Origin of the sequence: Deinococcus humi (assembly GCF_014201875.1) — a bacterium.
Classification (GTDB): Bacteria; Deinococcota; Deinococci; order Deinococcales; family Deinococcaceae; genus Deinococcus; species Deinococcus humi.
The window spans coordinates 45847-61440 of the sequence record NZ_JACHFL010000017.1; the positions used below are offsets into that span (position 1 = coordinate 45847).

Consider the following 15594-nt stretch of genomic DNA (forward strand, 5'->3'; position numbering starts at 1 on the left):
CCAGAGCCGTGTAGACAACGCTTCCACTACATTCGCGCATCCTCGACGCTCAGGGCGAAGACCACCAAGGCCGCAATCCCAGGCACGAGTCACACCGCGACCCCAAGGATGCGGAGCCAAGTTGGCATAGGCGGCAGGCGCGGGGAGCCAGGTACGGGGACCATACGACTGTCTCTCCTTTTCGCCAGGAAATTGGGCCAAGGTAGAGGTGGCGCGTAGTTGTCCTGCGTGAAATGAACGATCGCGGCAGGATTTAATTCGGCTACAGGCGCCCTGTCGTTGTTCATGAAGACGTCCCCAAGTCCATCTCCCCACTCTCTTCTGGGATCTAAAGTTCTCCCCATTTATGGTGAAGCATGCAGACCAGACGTACGGCGCTTCTCGCAGGCCTGGCTCTCGCTCCCTCGTTGTGGCCTGGCGGCCACGCCCAGAGTGCCACTGAACTGCAGGATCTTGGCACGGCCTATGCCCTGTACGTGAGTGTGGGCTACCTGCGCGATACCTGCCTCAAGCGTGACCCAGCCAGCGCTGCAAAGGTCAAGCAGGCGTATACGACCTGGGTAGGAACGCAGAATCTAGCCGATTTCGAAGCAAAACTGGGCCAGAAGCTCGGCAAAGAGACGCTGACACAGCTCCGCCAGGGGTTGGCGAATGACCTCAAAGCCCTCGACGCTGCACTGCAAAAACTGGGACCTCCTGGCCAGTCATGCCCAGCAGTGGCCACCATCTTCGCGTCCGACACCTTCAACATTCGCAAGAAGATTCCCAATCTCACGACCCTCCTGGGACCAGGCAGTGGGTCGAGCACGACTGCGGCAACGGGTACAGCGGCCAAGACCTCCCCCTCCAGCAGCAACGTAGCGGTCTACAGCGTCGCGCAGCTCTCCTCGCTCATGGCGCAGACCCTCGCGCCGCTGGGCAAAGCCACGGGACGAGAGCAGGATGCTGCTGGCCTGAAGAAGTTGCAGTCGCTGGGCACGGTCATCGCCGTGAGTGGCACCACGCAGCGGTCACGTTCCATCACACAGGAGGATGACCGGCGTGCGGCGCGTTTCGACGTGTACTGCTATGACATGGCGAATGACGCCGACAACCCACCCAAGGGTCAGGTGACCGTCGCCGGGCGGGTGCGCGAGTTTGACCACGACACGGGCATTACCCTGGAGAACTGCGTGGTCCTAAGCCCGGCACAGACGGCCCAGCTCAAGAAGTCCACCGTCGCCGTCGTGGACGCGGGCTGGCGCTTTAAGGCCCAGCCGGCGGAGAAGTTCCTGGTGGCCGCCGGACAGGGCCTGAAGGACAACGACATCCTGGGCGCGTACATGGAGCAATCCACCGGCATCGGGGTGGGCGGCATGGTCCTGACCACCTACCCAGTCTCGCTCTTTTTGAAGGATGGCACCGTCTACAATGACCCCTACTGGGCGCCGGGCAGCTTCAACTACAAACTGTCGCGTCAGCTCGAACCGCAGAAGTGGGGCAGGTGGACCCGTCAGGGCAACAACTTCGTGATCCGCTGGGGCGACGGCGGGACCGAAACCTTTGAGGTTGAGGGAGCCCCAAAACCCCTGCCGGCCGGGACCAAGCTCAGTGGCGCCTTCCAGACCATCTCGGGCGGCGGCAACACAGCGATGGGTGGCGACGTGATGGTGGCGGGCGGAGGCACCTACACCTTCCAGCCTGACGGAACCTTCAGCGGCGGCAGCTTTGGCAGTGTCAGCAGCTCGAGCGTGGTGGCGGGAAGCACGCGCAAGACGGGCGGCACCTACGCGGTCAGCGGGTATAGCATCACCCTCAAGGGGGCGAACGGCCAGCAACAGCGTTTGTTCTTCGCGCGTTACGACCAGAACCTGCTGTACATCGGCGGCTCCACCTACATCCCCGACCGCTAAAAACTTGCGGCCTCAAATACGGCCTCACCTCGAAGTCTCAAAGACCTCCTTCATCCGCTGCTCCTCCACCTGCTCCTGGTCCGTCGGGCGCCCAAGCACTTGAGGTCTCAGGCACTGTTCCAGCGACCAACGGGAACCGGACCTTCTGTCACTTGGCGAGGAGGCCTGTCCAACCTCAATGCGGGCGAGCAGGTCCGTGCGGGTGAAATCCACCATGCCCATCCGCTCCACAGGCCATCGTCAAAGGCGTCGCGCATGGTCTGGCCGGTCTAGGCGTTGCTGTACTCCTGGAGGTATGGAAACGAAACCGGGGTATTGCCACCATTTTCATGCGGTCCTTCACAAACCAATCCTGAGTATGGCCGTTTGAAAGAGAAGCCCAGCATCGCTTGAGAGCGGTCCGGTGACGCTCCATCGGTCCAGTCCTCCCGTGCCGTTCTGTGCGCCGCTACAGTAGCGGATATGGCCGAACTGCCCCCGCCGCGATCTTCCAACGTGCTGATCGTGGAAGACGACCCGGCCATCGGTGAGCTGCTGGAACTGGCTTCGGATACGAGTGCTTTACTGCCGTGCGCGCCCGCTCAGGCGGCGAGGCGCTGGAACAGTTCGCCCGCACTCGCCCCCGACATGATCATTCTGGATCTGGGGTTGCCGGGTCTGGATGGCAGCGCTGTCCTGCGAGCCGTGCGCGAACGTGGCGACACGCCCGTGCTGGTCCTGACCGCCCGCGACGGCGTGGGTGAGCGGACCGCCCACTTTCAGGCCGGGGCCGACGATTACCTGGTCAAGCCCTTTGTGTTCGGGGAGCTGATGGCCCGCGTGCGGGCGATATTGCGTCATTCGCAGCCACAGGCGAGTGGTGAGCAGAACGCCGAGCTTGGCCAGCGAAACGCTGGCCCACAGGACCGGCCGGGTGGTGTGCCACCGGGTCTCAAGGCCACCAGTAAAGAGGATGAAGGCCAGGGCGATCAGGCCCACAAGTTGGGTCAGTTCGTAGTTTGCAAATTCGATGCCACCGAGACCCTCGCTGCCCGCAATCATGCCGATCGTCAAAAACAGCAGCAGGCCGGGCAGGCCCAGACGCCCACCAACTTTGCTCGCCAGCAGGCTGAGCAGCAGAATCAGTCCTGTGTCCAAAAGAATGGGCTCCCTCAAAAACCGTCAAGGGTGTCAACAAAAACGAGCGTTTAAAAGTCGGTTGAGAAGGTGGCTGGCGATTGATCCGCGGCCCTGAGGCATGGATGATTGAGTGTCAGGGTGTGTGCTGGGATTCCGGTGGAAATTCCCAGTCCATAAACGCTTGCAGGGCGTCCCGGAACGCCGGGCCTTCCAGAGGGAGATTGGCGGCCTGGGCAGCGTCCCGAATGGCCGCAGGCGGATCAAGATCCACCCAGCTATGGCGGGTTACGCTTGTGTCGGTGGCGGCGGTCTTTGAGGAGGGCGGCGCTTCTGCGGGACCTGGGAGATCTACACCGAGCCCGTGCCAGCCGCAGGAACGTCCGGTTCCCAGATGAAGCGCGTCAGGGCTGCAGGACCGCCAGGTGTGAGGTGGCTCATCTTGTCACCACCCTTGTACAGAGGCTTTGTGGAAGCAGGTTGAGAATCATATTCCGGTGGAACTCGAGTCGGCCCACAGCCCGCGGAGACCCGTGAACTCTAAAGAAGCAGAAAAGTTGTCCACCACGGCCAGCTTCCCTTCAGGCATATGAATAGGTCACTTATGGCAGATCCCTTCGCTTCCCCCGGCGCTGCGAGTTCCCCTGATCCCCTCTCCGCCCTGGCAGGCAAGCGGGTGCTGCTGGTCTTCAATCCCAAAAGTGGCCAGGGAGAAAGTACCCTCCCCGATTTCGTCAGCCTGGTCCGGGGGGCCGGAGCGGACGTCACTGAGCGTGAACTGGTCAAGGACACGCCGATGAGTCAATACGTTGCCGATCTGGAGAACTTCAATCTTCTGGTCGGAGCAGGTGGTGACGGTACGGTGAGCAGTCTGGCCTACGCTGCGCGGTATACGGACGTGCCCATTCTCGCCTACCCGGCGGGCACCGCCAACCTGATTGCCAGGAACCTGAATCTGCCGAACAACCCTGCCGAACTGGCGGCCGTTCTGGCGGCTGGCCAGAGCGTGCGGGTGGATCTGGGCGAGATTGAGGTCAGGGGCGAAAAGAGCGGCTTTGCCATGCTTGCGGGCGCGGGCGCGGATGCAGCGATGATCCGCGATTCCGAAGACCTCAAGGAGAAATACGGTGAACTCGCCTACGTCATGAGCGCGATGCGCCAGGTCAATCCGAAGAAGACCACCTTTCACCTCGTCATTGATGGCGAGCTCCGCTCATTTGAGGGCATCGGGGTGATGGTTGCGAACTTCGGTATGGCCAATTACCGCCTGCCGATCACGTCGGACATCAGTCCCAGTGACGGCAAGCTCACAGTGGTGCTGATCAAGGCCGGGAACATTCTGCGCCTAGTGCCCAACATCATTGACTCCGTTCGGGCCAAGCTGAATCTCGGAGATCCCATGTTCAGCGGGAACCTGGAGACCCTGGAGGCCAAGACGGTGACAGTCGGGGCTGACGATCCTTTTCCCCTGCAATACGACGGTGAGCTGCACGTCGAGACGACACCCTTCACAGCGAGCATCGTGCCGGGTGCCGTCCGCTTCCTGACACCGGTCAGGAAAGCGGATCTGGACACTTGAGCTGCCCTGAGGACACGCTGAATCACCGCAGCTGGGCACTGGTGTGCTGACGCGGTATGGCCCACAGCCGCACGCCCCGGCGGTGGTCGCATTCTTGCTGCTCTGGACTGTCTGGCGTACGGCTTAGCGGCCTCATTCGAGTCCAGCTCCAGGGTCAGTGCAGGTGTGAGAACCAGCGTCGGTGACAAGAACGTGCCAGCCAATCCAGGGCACACCCTGATCGCGTGGGTCCCGCCGTGCCCCCAGCCCATGGCAACAGAAGCCTCAGCGCCGGCGCACGATGGGGCGTGTTCATCAGGCGACTTGTGGCCAGGGTTCATCCGGTCAGCGCCACTGTGGGGGACAGCCTATGCCCGATCTCTGCCTGAGGAGTGGGCAGGCATTTCAGGACCTTACGAGCGCCCTGGAGCAGGCAAGAATTCTCCGGTGGGTCGCCTCATTCCCGAAGCGGCACGCCTTCAATGGGCTGTCGGTAGATCCCCGCGACTGCCCTGGCCTCACTGCCGCCGCTGATCGCCTACAGCGCGAACGAGATCTGAAGAATTCCCGCAATGCCCGGCTGGAGTCACTCTTTCCTGCAGATCGTGCAGGAAAGAGCCACGGCGGCGCTGGCAAGTGCCCAGGCCTGGTATCAGGTCATCCTGAGGGAGGCGCACGCACTGGTGGACCAGGTGCAGGTGGTCACCGACAAGCCAACCTGCCAGCCTGAGTCACAACCAAAAGGGCACTGCCACCCATGCCTGAGTCAGGAGCCGTGCCCGCCACGTCGCTGCAGTGCCGCACGGTTGGCCAGAAAAAAGCCCCAGTGTGCTGCTGGGGCGGAACATCCGGCTTCACCTGGCCGGGCTGATGCTTTTTGAGCTGGCGCCATTTTGCCCTGGAGCTCTCTGAGCAGCCTGAGCCTGACGTGGAGGAAGCTTCATGGCTTCTGCCTGAAGCAGCCAACTAAAGTGCGTATTTTACCGTTCTGGAAGGCTCGCAGACACACTATTCCATTCGACTCTGGAAGGCCTACTCAGGTCTTCGAGCGTGCTTCAAGAGACGCTTGGCCCGCTGCCGATGGCGCTGTGTCCGGCCGTCAACGGCCGTCACCTCCAAGGCGCTCATGACCTGAGGGGCGCACTGTAACGTTTCAACCCAGGTGAGGGCGAGCCCCTGCCAACGTTCACTCGGCCATTCCAGGCCAAGGCGGAGAATGATGGGTAAGGGAAAGGTCCCGGCGAATTGTCCATTGAGTCCCTGGGCTTGCAGGAGGCTCCTGAGCTCGTGGTCAAAATCGGCTGGAACCCGTTCCAGGAGAACGACTAGCCCAGGCGCAACATACTCTGGGAGGGGCACAGGTGTGCCGTCCCGAGCTTTGACCGCCCAGAGGTTGCCTCGAAGCCCAACAGCGTACCCACCCAACGTCAACAGCTCATGGAAGGGCAGCTCTTGGGGCGCCATCGTTCAAGAGTAGCTCACCCCTTTTGGAGGACCGCGAACCAAGCGGCGCAGCGTCGGTCGAATCGTGGCCAGGGACATCAGCATTTCGGGCGTTTCGGGCAACGCTTCGTCGTCCTTCGACAGACGGCTACATTGACCCAGCCAAGCGAAGGTCCGCTTCTCAATTCAGCGGTGGGGCAAGACGTTTCACGTCTTGCTGAGGTCCAGGCCCTCGTCGAGGTTCAGTGGCCAGAACTCGGACAGCCGGCTACGCCAGCGTCACGCACTGCTGCCCTCACGCGTTGGATTCAGCCATTCGCCCAGTGCCTGGAGATTTTCCTGAGCGCGGATGAGATGTCGTTGCACCGCCTCCTGCGTGGCGACGGGGTCGCGCCGCTTCAGGCCATCGAAGATGGCCCAGTGAAAGACTTGCGCCTGCTGCGCCGCGCCGGGTTTGAGAATGGTCTGCTGAAACCCCACTTTCAGTAGGTCGTGGACCGGTTCCAGCAGTTTGGCCAGAATCGCGTTCTTGCCCCCTTGAATCAGGGTCACGTGAAATTCTGCGTCCAGCTCGGAAAATCGGTCCGGGTCATCCAGGTATTGGTCCATGGTGCGGAGCAGGTTTTCCATATGACCCAGGTCGCGGTCAGTCATGCGGGTGGCGGCCAATCCGGCCAACTTGACCTCAAAGACCATACGCGCTTCAAGAAGTTCGGCCTGTACGGTATAGAACGACGAGCCGTTGCCAAGATGCATGAGGACCTGCGGATCCATAGGATTCCAGCGGTGGGCAGGATTGACGGTGGTCCCACGCCCCTGCTGAATCTCAATCAATCCCTTTTCGGCCAGGACTTTCATGGCCTCCCGGATCACCACGCGGCTGACGTCAAATTCTTCGGCCAATTCCGTTTCTTTCGGAAGACGCGACAGCGGCGAAACGTGTCCGGTCACGATCCGGCGCGTCAGTTCCGACTGAACCAGATGGCGGCGACTGATGCTTTTGGTGGTCACGTCTCCAGATTAATCCATCCGTGGGTGTTTTGTCGATATAGGTATGACCTATTGGGAATCCGGCCTCATCCAGACAACGACGCGAATTCGCTGTCTTTCACAAAGTTTTCCAAAAAACCAGCGCGTAAATTTGACAAAACTTGGTCTTTCCCGTATACAAAGATAGTACGTTTAATTCCTAGCCGCCTGTACTGTCGGTGCTGGACTGTGACGGCCCGCAGCGGGCCGTCCAGACCCCTTTCTGTTCCTGGAGGTCTTTATGTCGCGTTCTTTTCTGTCTTTGACCACTGCCCTGACGCTCTGCGGCTCAGGCGTCCTTGCCACTGCCCATGCTCAGGCCTTTAACTGGCAGGCTCAGAAAGGTAAGACCATTGCTGTCAGTGTGGTCAAAAGCCCCTGGTCCGACATCTTGCAAGACCGCGTGCAGGAATTCGAGAAACTCAGTGGGATCAAGGTCAATCTGAGTGTGCTGCCCGAGCAACAGGCCCGGCAGAAACTGGCCATTGACTTTGCGTCAGGCGGCCGGACCGTCGACGTGTTCGACTCAAGCCTGACCGTCGAAAAGGCCCGTTTTGCTCAGGCCGGCTGGTACGAACCGCTCAACAAGTACATGGTCGAGGGTAAACTCGACCCCACCTACCGCTTCGATGACTTCTTCACCTCCGCCCGCACGGCTGTGAAAACCACGGATGGCCGTATTATCGGCCTGCCCTGGAAAGCAGATGTGCAGGTGCTGTACTACCGCAAGGATCTCTTCGCGCAGGCTGGCCTCAAGGTGCCTACCACACTTGATGAGCTCGAAGCCGCCGCCGCGAAATTGCATGTGCCCGGCAAGATGTATGGCTACGCCGCACGTGGGCTGAAAAACGCCAACGCCTACACTTATGCGTTCCCACTCCAGGCTTTTGGCGGGAAGTGGGTAGACAGCAAGGGCAACTCCACAGTCAACAGCGCACAGGGGGTCAAGGCGCTGAACTGGTACAGCGCCATGCTGAAAAAGTACGCTCCACCCAGCGTGGTCAGCTACAACTGGAGCGAAGTGCTGGGGCTTTTCCAGCAAGAGCAACTGGCCATGTTCAATGACGGGATTGGCTTTGCGGTTCAGCTGGAGGACAAAACCAAATCGAAGGTTGCCGGAAAGGTGGGCTACGCCGTGCTGCCTGGGCGCCTGGCCCCGGCCACCTACAACGCCCTGGCCATGTCCTCGCGCAGCGGCAACAAGGACGCAGCCTTCCTGTTTATGCAGTGGGCCACCAACCGCGCCTTTGACAAGAATCTGGTGGAAAACGGCGTGACCTCACCGCGCCAGTCGAGCTGGACTGCCGCCAGCAACAAGCCGCTGGAGACCATTCCCTGGGCCAAAACCTATTTCGACGCCCTGAAGGTGGCCAAACCTGCGTTCCCGGAAGTTCCACCGGTTCAGGAGATGCGAGATACCGTTGGCATCGCCATCGTCCAGTCCATCCAGGGCACAGCCTCCAAGCCGGCGCTGGACCAGGCCAACCGGGACTTCCAGACCGCGCTGGATAGCGCCAAGTAATGAGATGACCACCTCGCCGTTGCCTGGCACGTCCCTCCGGCGCCTGAGGCGCCGACCGGCCGCACCGCTCCTGTTTGTCCTCCCCGCCCTGCTGTTGACGGTCCTGGTCATTGCCTTTCCACTGGGCTACACCTTGTACCAGTCGATGACTAATTGGGTCATCACCAGCCCCAATCCTCCGAAATTTATCGGACTGGCCAATTACGCGGAGTTGCTGCGAGACCAGCGCGCGCTGCAGTCTCTGGGGCGGACCGTACTGATCACAGTCTGCTCGGTCGGCCTGCAGATGGTCCTTGGGGTGGCGATGGCGCTGGTGATGAACAAGCATTTCTTCGGGCGCGGCCTGTTCCGGACCATGGCCCTGTTCCCGGTGGTGGCCACGCCCGTCGCCATCTCCTTGATTTTCGTCACGATGATGAACCCTCAAACCGGTGTCCTGAACCACTTTCTGACGTCCGTGGGGCTGAATGCCCAGCAGTGGATCTACGCCGAGAAAAGCGTGCTGCCTGCACTGATCCTGGTGGACACCTGGCAGTGGACCCCTTTCGTGATGCTGATCGCCCTGGCTGGCCTGGCCACCCTGCCCACCGAACCCTACGAGGCGGCCAAGATCGATGGTGCCAATGCCTGGCAGACCTTCTGGGGGATCACGCTCCCCATGTTGATGCCCTCACTGTTCGTGGCCCTGCTGTTCCGCGCCATCGATACGCTGAAACTGTTCGACACCATTTACGCGATGACCCAGGGTGGACCTGGAACGGCATCCGAGACCATCAACCTCTACCTGTATACCCTGAGCTTTAACTACTTCCGCATGGGGTACGCATCGAGTATGGTCATCGCGCTGCTGGTGCTGGTGCTGGGCATTACCCTGCTGCTGATCCGCGCACGGAAACTCGCGGAGGACCGCTCATGACGGTGACGGAAGTCCGTCCTCCTGCGGCCACGGCTCCCCGCCGTAAAGCCCGTCCCCACCCGCTGACCGCGCACCTGCTGCCTCTGCTCATCTCTGCGTTCTTTATTGTTCCCATCGTCTTCGTCTTCTACTGGATGATCTCGATGTCGTTCCAGACCCAGGTGGAAATCAGTTCCAACCCACCCACCTTCTGGTCGGCTCAACCCACCACCGAGTGGTACAGCCAATTGATGCGCCGGATGCCCTTTTTGCAGTACACCTGGAACAGCCTGGTGGTGGGCGTGTGTGCCACGGCCATCGGCCTGGCCATTGGCCTACCCGCCGCCTATGCCATCGCACGCTGGCGGCTCACCAGTCTGGGCACGCTTTTTCTCATCACGCGCATTACCCCGGCCATCAGTTTTTTGATTCCCTGGTACATCATTGCCAAACGGCTCGGTCTGGGCGACTCACTGGTGATTATTACCCTGCTGCACATCACCATTACCCTCCCACTGATCATCTGGATCATGATCGGGTTTTTCGAGGCCCTGCCGCCCGATCTTGAACAGGCGGCCACCGTAGACGGCTGTAATGCCTGGCAATCTTTCGCTCTCATCGCCGTCCCCCTGGTGAAACCCGGCATCGTGGCTGCGATCATCCTGGCTTTTATTCAGTCCTGGAACAACTTTCTCTTCGCAGCCGTGCTGGGTGGTCCCGGCTCACAGACCCTACCGGTCACGGTCTACGGGATGTTGAGCTTCGAGCAGGCCAACTGGGGCCCCCTGGCCGCCGCCGCCACCCTGGTCTGCCTGCCGGTCATTGTCGGCACCATCTTCTTCCAACGCCAGTTGGTCGAGGGTCTGACCGCCGGCGCCATGAAGGGCTGAGCGCACATCAAGTCCCACCTGCGGGACCACACCTGACACATCCTGAGTTGCCAGGCGTGGTCCCGCGGCCTCCTTCTCCTTTCCTTGCATCACCGAGGTGTTTATGACCCATACTGCTTCCTCTGCCTTTCACGTCCGCGGCCTGGTGGTCCCGATCGTCACACCGTACACGCCCCAAGGCAGCGTGGACCTCGCCCAGGCCGAAGCCGTGGCCCGTTTCTACGCGGCGCAGGATGTGCCGGCACTGTTTCCTGGCGGCACCACCGGAGAGTTTGCGCTGCTGACCTTGGACGAGCGTGAATCCCTGCTGGAAGCGGTGGTACGCGGCGTCCAGTCCATCGGCACCGCAGTGACGCAAATCATCGCGCACACTGGCGCGGCCACGCTGGATGAAGTGCTGCGTCTGAGCCGTCATGCCCAGGCCCAGGGGGTGCCAGCCGTCGCCGTTGTCACCCCCTTTTATTACGGCTATGAAGAGGCGGCGCTCCTGGCCTTCTACCAGACGGTGTGCCGGGCCCTGCCGAACCTGGCGGTCTACGCGTATACCATCCCGCAGCGCGCTGGAAACTCGATGTCGGCTTCCAGCATCGCTGAACTGCGCCGTGAGCCGAACTTCGCGGGAATCAAGGATTCCAGCGGCGACATGCATCGCCTGCTGGCCCTGCTCGAGGTCCCAGGCCTCAGTGTGCTGGCCGGTGCAGACGATCTGTGTTACCCATTCATGACCAGTGGCGGGCACGGCCTGGTCTCCGGCCCAGGCGGTGTGGTTCCCGAGCTGTTTCAGGCCTTCTTTGCCGCTCTGGACGCCCAGCAGACGGCCCGGGCCCTGGCCCTTTCACGGCACATCCGTGAGTTCAGTCGGATGATTCGGGGTGGTGGCCGGATCGATTATCTGAAGGCCGGCCTGGATTGGCGCGGCCTGACCAACGGGCCCTCGCGCCTGCCCCTGCCCAACCTCACTGCTGAGGAGAGGGACGCCCTGATTCTGGAGCTCGACAGATTCGCCCAGACCCTGTCGGAAGACGGCCTCACGCTGGCTGGTGCCCCGGTGCATGACGCTGCAGTCTGAGGGGGCGGAACCTCTGCCCCGCTCGCTTCAGTTCATCAGGTGTGGGGCACGCGGTCCTGACCCGAGGTGTGCCCCGTGATCCTGGTGGCGGGCAGCGTCAATATCGATTTCGCGGTGCAAGTGCAGGCCTTGCCGTCTCCAGGCGAGACCGTGCTGGGTGGCCCTTACCGGGTCAGTCCGGGGGGAAAAGGAGCCAACCAGGCCGTGGCGAGTGCGCGCGCCGGCGCTCGGGTGTGCTTTGTGGGGTGTGTGGGGACCGATGACCATGGCCAGCAGCTTCGTCAGGCCCTCGATGCGGAGGGCATTGACACGGCGTACCTGCGCTCCGTTGCGGACCAGACGGGAGCAGCGTTCGTGACCGTTGGTGCCGATGGAGAAAACGCCATCGCTGTGTCCAGCGGCGCCAACCGCGCTCTTCAGGCATCGGACTTGCCGGAACTGGGCGGGGTGACGCACCTGATCTTGCAACTCGAAAGTCCCCGTGACGCAATCTGCGCCTTTGCTCAGGCGGCGCACCGTGCCGGGGTGCACATCACCCTGAACGCGGCGCCTGCACAAGCCCTGGATGATGGACTGCTCCGACTGGTCGACCTGCTGATTGTGAATGCTGGTGAGCTGGAGACGCTGTGCGGGCCTCAGGTGGGGCGTGATCTGGAGAGCCAGCTCAAGGTGATGGCTGGGCGTGGACCCCACGCCATCGTGGTCACCCTGGGTGCCGACGGCGCCGCTGTCTGGGCTAATGGACAGTTTCACCGTACTGCGGCATTCAACGTTCCGGTGGTGGATACCACCGGTGCCGGTGACACTTTCGTGGGTGTACTGGTGGCGTCGCTCCCGCATATGGACCTTGCCTCGGCGGCGCAGCGTGCCTCAGCGGCCGCGGCATTGACCTGCACCCGGTCTGGCGCACAGATCAGCATGCCGCATTCGCCGGCCATCGAGCAGCTTCTCACCACCGCCCGTGTGGAACACGCCCCGCTGACTGCCAAGGGAGGAGGCGACCTGCCTGCTGCCCTTGTTTTGGAGAACCTATGACGACTTCCCCGCTCCCCTTGACCGAAGCTTATCTGGTGGCCAACGGCGACATGCGCCTCGCCGCCAACCAGCAATGCTGGCCAGCCCAGGCGCAACTGGAGGCGCAACTGACCCAGGCGCTGCTGGCGCTGGGGGTACGCGTGACCCGGGCGCACGGGGTCGATCCCCATGAACATCACGGCTTTATTTCCTCGCAGCGCATGGGCATGGACGTGTTCAGGCAGATCCCCAAAGATGCCCCGGTCATCGTCGCGGAAGCGGTATGGCAATACAGCCACCATGTCCTGGCCGGCCTGCGCGCCCACCGCGGTCCCATTCTGACCGTGGCGAATTGGAGTGGGCAATGGCCAGGGCTGGTGGGGCTGCTCAATCTCAACGGCAGCCTCACCAAGATGGGCATCGCTTACAGCACGCTCTGGAGTGAGAACTTCAAGGACGACTTTTTTGTCTCCAGGCTGTCCGAGTGGGTTCAGTCCGGCCGGGTGACCCACGATCTATCGCATGTCCGTCCTTTTGACGCACAGGCGGTGCCTGCAGAACACCGGGCGCTGGGAACCCAGCTGGCCCACGCCTTGCTGGAGCGGCAAGCCATCCTGGGCATTTTCGATGAAGGGTGCATGGGCATGTACAACGCCATCGTCGACGACGAGTTGCTCAACCCCCTGGGGATTTACAAGGAGCGGCTCAGCCAATCCGCCCTGTATGCCGGAATGCAGCAGGTCACCGATGATGAGGCCCTGGCGGCCCTGAACTGGTTGACAGAGCGCGGGATGCAGTTTGTCTGGGGGAGTGATCACGCAGCAGAATTGACGCGCGCCCAGACGCTCGACCAGCTCAGGATGTACGTCGCGGCCGTGCGCATCGCTGCCCAGTTTGGTTGTGACGCCATCGGCATCCAGTATCAGCAGGGCCTCAAAGACCTGGCACCGGCCAGCGACCTCGCCGAAGGCCTGCTGAACAATCCTGATCGGCCCCCGGTGCACGATGCCCGGACGGGAGAGGTGCTGTATCCCGCTCAGGCCCTGCCCCATTTCAACGAGGTCGACGAGGGGGCGGCGGTTGACGGGCTGCTGACCCATCAGGTCTGGACTGCCCTGGGCCTGGACCCGTCCAACACGCTCCACGACATCCGGTGGGGCGAGGACCATGAGGGACAGTTCGTCTGGGTCTTCATGATTTCCGGCGCCGCCCCAGCCTCGCATTTCAAAGGTGGATACGCGGGCGCATCCAGTGAGCGCCAGCCCCCAATGTTTTTTGCGCAGGGAGGCGGCACGCTCAAAGGAGAAAGTCGGCCGGGCGCGCTGGTCTGGTCACGGGTCTATGTCAGGAGCGGCCAGTTGCACGTCGACCTCGGGTTGGGCCAGGCCGTGGCGCTGCTGGAAGCTGAAGTTCAGCGCCGCTGGGCCCACACCAATCCTCAGTGGCCGATCATGAATGCGGTGCTCGAAGGGGTCAGTCGCGATCAGATGATGGCCCAGCATCAGGCCAACCACATCCAGGTGGCCTACGCCCCCAGCCGGGAACGGGCCGTGGAAGCACTGAACGTCAAGGCCACCTTATTTGACACCCTCGGGGTCAGGGTGCATCTGTGTGGGCTGGAGGCCAGGGCGTGACGGTGCGGGGCCCCGTGTTGCTGGGGCTCGACGTCGGCACCTATTCGAGCAAAGGCGTCCTGACGACCCTGGACGGTCAAATCATCGCCCAGCACGTGGTGGCCCACGGGGTCTCCATGCCTGCACCCGGGCAGGTGGAGCAGGATGCCGACGCGGTGTGGTGGGCCGACGCCCAGAGTTTGATCCGGGCGCTCCTGGAGACGGTGGACCCCACTCAGGTGATGGGAGTGGCGTGCAGCGCCATCGGGCCAACGCTGCTGCCGCTGAACAAGCATGGCCAGCCCCTGCGTCCTGGCATCCTTTACGGGATAGACACCCGCGCCGGGGCCCAGATCGACGCCCTGAACCATGAACTAGGGGAAGAGCTGCTCTTCACGCACAGCCAGATGGCGCTGACCAGCCAGGCCATCGGCCCCAAGATCCGCTGGCTGCGCGAGCGGGAGCCGGATGTCTGGGCCAGAACCCAGACCCTGACCACTGCAAGCAGCTACCTGGTCTACCGTCTGACTGGGCGTCACGTGATGGACCACCACACAGGCGCACACTTCATGCCCCTCTATGACCCGCGCACGCGGCAGTGGTCCGAGACCTTTTGTCCGGCCGTTCTGGCGGACCGCGGGCTTGACCTGCTACCAGAGCTGGCCTGGAGTGATGAGCGGGCGGGCGAGGTGACATCGGAAGCCGGTCAACTGACCGGGCTGCTTCCAGGGACGCCGGTTGCGGTGGGTACGGTAGACGCGTTGGCCGAAGCCATCAGTGTTGGCGCCACCCAATCCGGCGACCTGATGGTCATGTACGGATCCACCACATTCTTCGTCCTGGTACAGCCTCTATCCACTCCTGATCCACGGGTGTGGTCGGTGGGCGGTGCCTTTGCAGGGCAGGTGAATCTCGCTGCTGGCATGGGGACCACCGGCAGCCTGACCCGCTGGATGGCGGACGAGTTTGCGCGGGACCTCCCCACTGAACAAGCTTACGGGGCGCTGTTTGCCGAGGCTGCTCGGATTCCCCCAGGCGCGGATGGTCTCTTGATGCTGCCCTATTTCAGCGGTGAGCGAACGCCGATCAACGATCCGCAGGCCCGCGGGGTGATTGCTGGCCTGACGCTGGCGCACACGCGCGGGCATCTGTTTCGAGCAGCCCTGGAGGGGGTCGGGTTTGGGATCCGGCACAACCTTGAAGCCTTTCGGGATCTTGGAGCGGACATCCGCCGGGTGATTGCCGTGGGCGGCGGCACGAAAGGCCGGGTCTGGCTCCAGATCGTCAGCGATGTCACGGGCGTGGCGCAGGAGATGACCCAGGTGAGCCTTGGAGCGAGTTATGGAGACGCCTTTCTGGCAGGCCGCGCGGCGGGTGTTCTCGCGCCTGAGGACCTGCAAGGCTGGATCCAGCCAGCTGAGCTCGTGGTGCCGGAGGCAGCCGCCAAAGCGGCCTATGACCGGCTCTACCCCCTCTACCGTGAGCTGTACACCTCTACGAGATCCGTTGTTCACGCACTCTCCCGTTCATAGGAATTCTGGCAAGTTCTAGAA

10 protein-coding genes and 2 pseudogenes are annotated in these 15594 nt (G+C 62.2%); 10 read left to right on the forward strand and 2 right to left on the reverse strand.

Translation table 11 applies throughout. The features are described 5' to 3' along the window. The first annotated feature begins 356 nt into the window (after nucleotides 1-356). Together HNQ08_RS21600 and HNQ08_RS27595 are read left to right on the forward strand one after the other, a co-directional pair. On the forward strand, nucleotides 357-1892 hold the full coding sequence (locus HNQ08_RS21600) for a hypothetical protein (RefSeq protein WP_184136760.1): 1536 nt from the start codon (nucleotides 357-359) through the stop codon (nucleotides 1890-1892). 462 nt (nucleotides 1893-2354) lie between these two features. Continuing rightward, nucleotides 2355-2705 (forward strand): annotated as a pseudogene (locus HNQ08_RS27595) (response regulator); the annotation flags it as partial. A 102-nt stretch (nucleotides 2706-2807) separates the two neighbouring features. Here the strand turns inward: HNQ08_RS27595 and HNQ08_RS27600 are convergent. After that, a pseudogene (locus tag HNQ08_RS27600) lies at nucleotides 2808-3047 on the reverse strand (cation:proton antiporter domain-containing protein); the annotation flags it as partial. A 550-nt stretch (nucleotides 3048-3597) separates the two neighbouring features. Between HNQ08_RS27600 and HNQ08_RS21610 the strand changes: the two are divergent. Next, nucleotides 3598-4587 carry a diacylglycerol/lipid kinase family protein gene (locus tag HNQ08_RS21610; protein ID WP_229790170.1) on the forward strand — a complete coding sequence of 330 codons (990 nt, stop codon included), beginning with the start codon at nucleotides 3598-3600 and terminating at the stop codon, nucleotides 4585-4587. Between the two features lie 1701 nt (nucleotides 4588-6288). Here HNQ08_RS21610 and HNQ08_RS21615 read toward each other — a convergent pair. Further along, nucleotides 6289-7020: a FadR/GntR family transcriptional regulator gene (locus HNQ08_RS21615; protein ID WP_184136764.1), complete on the reverse strand. Its 732-nt coding sequence runs from the start codon at nucleotides 7018-7020 to the stop codon at nucleotides 6289-6291. 259 nt (nucleotides 7021-7279) lie between these two features. On the opposite strand from HNQ08_RS21615, the gene HNQ08_RS21620 reads away from it, so the two are divergent. The 7 genes from HNQ08_RS21620 to HNQ08_RS21650 all read left to right on the forward strand — a co-directional run bounded on the left by HNQ08_RS21620 (nucleotide 7280) and on the right by HNQ08_RS21650 (nucleotide 15573). Then, on the forward strand, nucleotides 7280-8560 hold the full coding sequence (locus HNQ08_RS21620; protein WP_184136765.1) for an ABC transporter substrate-binding protein: 1281 nt from the start codon (nucleotides 7280-7282) through the stop codon (nucleotides 8558-8560). A 4-nt stretch (nucleotides 8561-8564) separates the two neighbouring features. After that, nucleotides 8565-9476 (forward strand): carbohydrate ABC transporter permease, encoded by a 912-nt coding sequence (locus HNQ08_RS21625; protein WP_184136767.1) that lies wholly within the window; start codon nucleotides 8565-8567, stop codon nucleotides 9474-9476. After that, nucleotides 9473-10345 (forward strand): carbohydrate ABC transporter permease, encoded by an 873-nt coding sequence (locus HNQ08_RS21630; RefSeq protein WP_229790169.1) that lies wholly within the window; start codon nucleotides 9473-9475, stop codon nucleotides 10343-10345. The genes HNQ08_RS21625 and HNQ08_RS21630 overlap by 4 nt, the downstream gene beginning before the upstream one ends. 103 nt (nucleotides 10346-10448) lie before the next feature. Continuing rightward, on the forward strand, nucleotides 10449-11414 hold the full coding sequence (locus tag HNQ08_RS21635; protein WP_184136769.1) for a dihydrodipicolinate synthase family protein: 966 nt from the start codon (nucleotides 10449-10451) through the stop codon (nucleotides 11412-11414). Nucleotides 11415-11489: 75 nt separating this feature from the next. Beyond that, nucleotides 11490-12449, forward strand: a complete 960-nt coding sequence (locus HNQ08_RS21640) for a ribokinase (protein ID WP_184136771.1) — start codon at nucleotides 11490-11492, stop codon at nucleotides 12447-12449. Beyond that, the gene (locus HNQ08_RS21645; protein WP_184136773.1) at nucleotides 12446-14062 is read left to right on the forward strand and encodes a fucose isomerase; all 1617 of its coding nucleotides are present in this window, start codon (nucleotides 12446-12448) and stop codon (nucleotides 14060-14062) included. The genes HNQ08_RS21640 and HNQ08_RS21645 overlap by 4 nt, the downstream gene beginning before the upstream one ends. Next, complete coding sequence (locus HNQ08_RS21650; RefSeq protein WP_229790168.1) at nucleotides 14059-15573, forward strand: FGGY-family carbohydrate kinase; 1515 nt, start codon at nucleotides 14059-14061, stop codon at nucleotides 15571-15573. The genes HNQ08_RS21645 and HNQ08_RS21650 overlap by 4 nt, the downstream gene beginning before the upstream one ends. Nucleotides 15574-15594 lie beyond the last annotated feature (21 nt).

Excerpts from the sequence above, each read along its gene's own strand:
- HNQ08_RS21630 (WP_229790169.1), top strand. The coding sequence starts at position 9,473 with ATGACGGTGACGGAAGTCCGTCCTCCTGCGGCCACGGCTCCCCGCCGT.
- HNQ08_RS21600 (WP_184136760.1), top strand. The coding sequence starts at position 357 with ATGCAGACCAGACGTACGGCGCTTCTCGCAGGCCTGGCTCTCGCTCCC.
- HNQ08_RS21610 (WP_229790170.1), top strand. The coding sequence starts at position 3,598 with ATGAATAGGTCACTTATGGCAGATCCCTTCGCTTCCCCCGGCGCTGCG.
- HNQ08_RS21625 (WP_184136767.1), top strand. The coding sequence starts at position 8,565 with ATGACCACCTCGCCGTTGCCTGGCACGTCCCTCCGGCGCCTGAGGCGC.
- HNQ08_RS21645 (WP_184136773.1), top strand. The coding sequence starts at position 12,446 with ATGACGACTTCCCCGCTCCCCTTGACCGAAGCTTATCTGGTGGCCAAC.
- HNQ08_RS21635 (WP_184136769.1), top strand. The coding sequence starts at position 10,449 with ATGACCCATACTGCTTCCTCTGCCTTTCACGTCCGCGGCCTGGTGGTC.
- HNQ08_RS21620 (WP_184136765.1), top strand. The coding sequence starts at position 7,280 with ATGTCGCGTTCTTTTCTGTCTTTGACCACTGCCCTGACGCTCTGCGGC.